This window comes from Salmonella sp. 2020_1459 (assembly GCF_043847915.1).
Taxonomy (GTDB): Bacteria; Pseudomonadota; Gammaproteobacteria; order Enterobacterales; family Enterobacteriaceae; genus Salmonella; species Salmonella enterica.
The window spans coordinates 1-4466 of the sequence record NZ_JBCMFA010000016.1; the positions used below are offsets into that span (position 1 = coordinate 1).

The following is a 4466-nucleotide window of genomic DNA, read 5'->3' on the forward strand; positions in this document are numbered from 1 at the left end:
GAAGTGAAACGCCGTAGCGCCGATGGTAGTGTGGGGTCTCCCCATGCGAGAGTAGGGAACTGCCAGGCATCAAATTAAGCAAAAGGCTCAGTCGAAAGACTGGGCCTTTTGTTTTATCTGTGGTCTGCCGGATGGCGGCTCCGCCTTATCCAGCCTACAGGGACGCGCCGATCCACCCTCAATATAACCACAAGCCTTCCCAACACAGATACGGTAAACTATTGCCGATTGAGTATCAGGAAAGCAGCCATGACCCACTCCCTAAAACCCTGGAATACCTTCGGCATTGATCATTGTGCAAAGCACATCGCATGCGCTGAAAACGAACAACAACTACTGAGCGCCTGGCAGCAAGCAACTCGTGAGGGACTGCCGGTTATGATCCTGGGTGAAGGAAGCAATATCCTGTTTCTGGAAAATTACGCCGGCACCGTGATCCTTAACCGCCTGAAAGGCATTGAGGTCAATGAAACCGCGGACGCCTGGCACCTACACGTCGGCGCAGGCGAAAACTGGCATCAGCTGGTTCGCTACGCGCTGGACAACAACATGCCCGGCCTGGAGAATCTGGCGCTCATCCCTGGCTGCGTTGGTTCCTCGCCTATACAGAATATTGGCGCGTATGGCGTAGAACTACAGCGCGTCTGCGACTACGTTGACTGCGTTGAACTGGAAACGGGAAAACGTCTGCGTTTGTCCGCGGCGGAATGCCGTTTCGGCTATCGTGACAGTATCTTCAAAAATGAATATCAGGATCGCGTTGCGATCGTCGCGGTGGGTCTGCGTTTGTCAAAGCAATGGCAGCCGGTGTTGACCTATGGCGATCTTACTCGTCTGGACCCGAAAACGGTCACCGCGCAACAGGTGTTTGATGCTGTATGCCATATGCGCACCACAAAATTGCCGGATCCTAAAGTGAATGGCAATGCGGGCAGCTTTTTTAAAAATCCCGTTGTCGCAGCCGATATCGCTATGGAACTGTTAGAACGATTTCCCAACGCGCCGCATTACCCTCAGGCAGACGGCTCAGTGAAGCTGGCGGCAGGCTGGCTGATAGATCAATGTCAGTTGAAAGGCGTCACCATTGGCGGCGCTGCGGTGCATCGCCAACAGGCGCTGGTATTGATTAATGCGAATGATGCGACAAGTAAAGATGTGGTGGCGCTGGCGCACCATGTCCGGCAAAAAGTGGGTGAAAAATTTAATGTCTGGCTGGAGCCTGAGGTTCGCTTTATTGGTCGGTCCGGAGAGGTGAACGCTGTGGAGAGCATTGCATGAAAGATACTACCGTTCCCCTGACGCTGATCTCACTACTTGCCGACGGAGAGTTTCACTCAGGCGAGCAGTTGGGTGAACGGCTGGGAATGAGCCGCGCGGCGATTAATAAACATATCCAGACATTACGCGACTGGGGAGTAGATGTATTTACCGTTCCCGGGAAAGGATATAGCTTACCGGAACCCATCCAGTTACTGGATGTTGACCGTATTCATAGCCAACTGGATAGCGGAAACGTGGCGGTATTGCCTGTTATCGATTCAACCAATCAGTATTTACTTGATCGAATTGGTGAGCTGCGCTCAGGCGATGCCTGTGTAGCAGAATACCAACAGGCAGGGCGTGGTCGTCGCGGGCGTAAATGGTTCTCACCGTTTGGCGCGAATCTATATCTTTCAATGTACTGGCGTCTGGAGCAGGGGCCTGCGGCGGCAATAGGCTTGAGTCTGGTCATTGGAATTGTGATGGCGGAAGTGCTGCGTGAACTGGGCGCAGATAAAGTTCGCGTGAAGTGGCCTAACGACCTTTACCTACTGGATCGCAAACTGGCGGGTATTCTGGTCGAGTTAACCGGTAAAACGGGCGATGCCGCACAAATAGTGATTGGCGCTGGTATTAACATGGCAATGCGTCGTGTAGAAGAGGACGTGATAAATCAGGGATGGATCACACTACAAGAGGCCGGAATTACGCTCGACCGCAATATGCTGGCCGCAAAGCTGATTTATAAGTTACGTGCTGCGCTTGAGCTTTTTGAGCAAGAAGGACTTTCTCCTTATCTTTCGCGCTGGAAAAAACTGGATAATTTTATTGATCGTCCGGTAAAACTAATTATTGGCGACAAAGAAATATTTGGTATTTCTCGCGGCATTGATACTCAAGGCGCATTATTGCTTGAACAGGATGGCGTGATTAAACCCTGGATGGGCGGAGAAATATCGCTGCGAAGCGCCGAATAGTAAAAAAGGGGAGTCGGTGCTCCCCTTTTTTCTGTTATTTCCGCAATCTTACCTGTTCCACCGCATGGTTAGCGCTCTTAGTCATAATAAGGCTGGCACGTTCTCGCGTGGGTAAAATATTTTGTTTTAAATTCAACCAGTTAATTTCTTTCCAAAGCGAAGTCGCTGTATTAACAGCTTCTTCTTTAGATAATTTCGCATAATTGTGGAAATAAGAGTCAGGATCGGTAAACGCCCCTTCGCGGAATTTCAGGAAGCGATTGATATACCACGTCTGAAGAAGTTCTTCTGGCGCATCAACGTAAATAGAGAAATCAACGAAATCAGAGACAAATACATGATGCGGATCGTGAGGATAATCCATACCGCTTTGTAAAACATTCAAACCTTCAAGAATCAATATATCAGGTTGAGCGACGGTTTTATCCCCTTCAGGAATAACATCGTAAATCAAATGAGAATAGACTGGCGCCGTCACGTTCGGTACGCCCGACTTGAGGTCAGAAACGAATTTCACCAGTCGGTGCATATCATACGATTCGGGGAACCCCTTTTTCTTCATTAACCCGCGTTCTTTCAACACCTGGTTTGGGTGGAGGAAACCGTCTGTGGTAATCAATTCAACACGGCGGTGTTCCGGCCAGCGACTCAGCAACGCTTGCAGAACGCGTGCTGTCGTGCTTTTACCCACTGCGACGCTGCCCGCGATACTGATGATGTAAGGGATTCGCTGGCCGTTAGTGCCCAGAAACTGTTCCAGGACAGCCTGACGACGCAGATTTGAACTGATATAGAAATTTAGCAAACGGGAGAGAGGTAAATATATTTCTGCAACTTCTTCCAGCGATAAATCTTCATTAATGCCTTTTAACTGCGCGATCTCATCCTCGGTCAGGGTCATCGGCACAGAATCGCGAAGCGCAGCCCACTGGCTGCGATCAAACTGTAGGTAAGGCGTCATTAACGATTGCTCTTTTATACTCATAAGCATGTTTCTGGCTGCTATTGCTACATCAGTTCAGCGATGAACGAGGGCCATCCCTGACATGCAACGGCACGTCACATTTAAGTTAATTTGGACAATGGGCAGGAGGGTAACACCAGATGGGGAGGAATAATAAGAAAAAATCTCGCTGTGAAAGCTATCCCTGAGAAGCAATGTGACGAATATACCAGATACAGAAGATTGCTTTCTATCGACGGAGCGTTGAAATGCCGCGTCGTATCCTGGTCAGACGGTCGGTAAAATGCCGAAAATTTATGCTCTCTTGTTTGAAATTAGAGCATTTTTGTCTCTTATAGCGCAAAATGTGAGCGATAGAACATTTTATGCAATTTTTTAGTTGCATGAGCACGCAGGTCTCCATAGAATGCGCGCTACTTGATGCCGACTTAGCTCAGTAGGTAGAGCAACTGACTTGTAATCAGTAGGTCACCAGTTCGATTCCGGTAGTCGGCACCATCAAGTCCGGTGGGGTTCCCGAGCGGCCAAAGGGAGCAGACTGTAAATCTGCCGTCACAGACTTCGAAGGTTCGAATCCTTCCCCCACCACCATTTTCGGCCGCGCGATGGCGCAGCCCGAGACGATAAGTTCGCTTACCGGCTCGAATAAAGAGAGTTTCTCTCGATATTCAGTGCAGAATGAAAATCAGGTAGCCGAGTTCCAGGATGCGGGCATCGTATAATGGCTATTACCTCAGCCTTCCAAGCTGATGATGCGGGTTCGATTCCCGCTGCCCGCTCCAAGATGTGCTGATATAGCTCAGTTGGTAGAGCGCACCCTTGGTAAGGGTGAGGTCGGCAGTTCGAATCTGCCTATCAGCACCACTTCTTTTCTCCTTCCTGTTTTTCTCTTCTGTTTATTAGCATTCAACAAGTCGGGCGTGTTGCCTGGTTGATGTGGTGATATCACCGATTTATCCGTGTCTTAGAGGGACAATCGATGTCTAAAGAAAAGTTTGAACGTACAAAACCGCACGTTAACGTCGGTACTATCGGCCACGTTGACCATGGTAAAACAACGCTGACCGCTGCCATTACTACCGTACTGGCTAAAACCTACGGCGGTGCCGCTCGCGCATTCGACCAGATCGATAACGCGCCGGAAGAAAAAGCGCGTGGTATCACCATCAACACTTCTCACGTTGAATACGATACCCCGACCCGCCACTACGCACACGTAGACTGCCCGGGGCACGCCGACTATGTTAAAAACATGATCACCGGTG

5 protein-coding genes and 4 tRNA genes are annotated in these 4466 nt (G+C 49.7%); 7 read left to right on the forward strand and 2 right to left on the reverse strand.

Going from position 1 to position 4466, the window contains the following annotated elements; genetic code table 11:
• The first annotated feature begins 249 nt into the window (after positions 1–249).
• Positions 250–1278, forward strand: coding sequence for a UDP-N-acetylmuramate dehydrogenase (murB, locus tag ACH0VJ_RS22455; protein WP_000149779.1), 1029 nt, complete (start codon positions 250–252; stop codon positions 1276–1278).
• Complete coding sequence (gene birA / locus ACH0VJ_RS22460; protein ID WP_000655753.1) at positions 1275–2237, forward strand: bifunctional biotin--[acetyl-CoA-carboxylase] ligase/biotin operon repressor BirA; 963 nt, start codon at positions 1275–1277, stop codon at positions 2235–2237. Before murB ends, birA begins: the two co-directional genes overlap by 4 nt.
• Before the next feature lie 34 nt (positions 2238–2271).
• Here the strand turns inward: birA and coaA are convergent, their stop codons facing one another.
• Both coaA and ACH0VJ_RS22470 read right to left on the reverse strand, forming a co-directional pair.
• Positions 2272–3222, reverse strand: coding sequence for a type I pantothenate kinase (coaA, locus tag ACH0VJ_RS22465; protein WP_000023069.1), 951 nt, complete (start codon positions 3220–3222; stop codon positions 2272–2274).
• A 208-nt stretch (positions 3223–3430) separates the two neighbouring features.
• Positions 3431–3604 (reverse strand): hypothetical protein, encoded by a 174-nt coding sequence (locus ACH0VJ_RS22470; protein WP_001541267.1) that lies wholly within the window; start codon positions 3602–3604, stop codon positions 3431–3433.
• Positions 3605–3623: 19 nt separating this feature from the next.
• Between ACH0VJ_RS22470 and ACH0VJ_RS22475 the strand changes: the two genes are divergently transcribed.
• The 5 genes from ACH0VJ_RS22475 to ACH0VJ_RS22495 all read left to right on the forward strand — a co-directional run.
• Positions 3624–3699 (forward strand) — tRNA-Thr (locus ACH0VJ_RS22475).
• Between the two features lie 8 nt (positions 3700–3707).
• Positions 3708–3792 (forward strand) — tRNA-Tyr (locus ACH0VJ_RS22480).
• Between the two features lie 116 nt (positions 3793–3908).
• Positions 3909–3983: transfer RNA gene (locus ACH0VJ_RS22485), tRNA-Gly, on the forward strand.
• A gap of 6 nt (positions 3984–3989) precedes the next feature.
• Positions 3990–4065 (forward strand) — tRNA-Thr (locus ACH0VJ_RS22490).
• A 115-nt stretch (positions 4066–4180) separates the two neighbouring features.
• Positions 4181–4466 (forward strand): GTP-binding protein (locus tag ACH0VJ_RS22495; protein ID WP_000031682.1); only part of this gene is annotated, 286 nt, incomplete at its 3' end.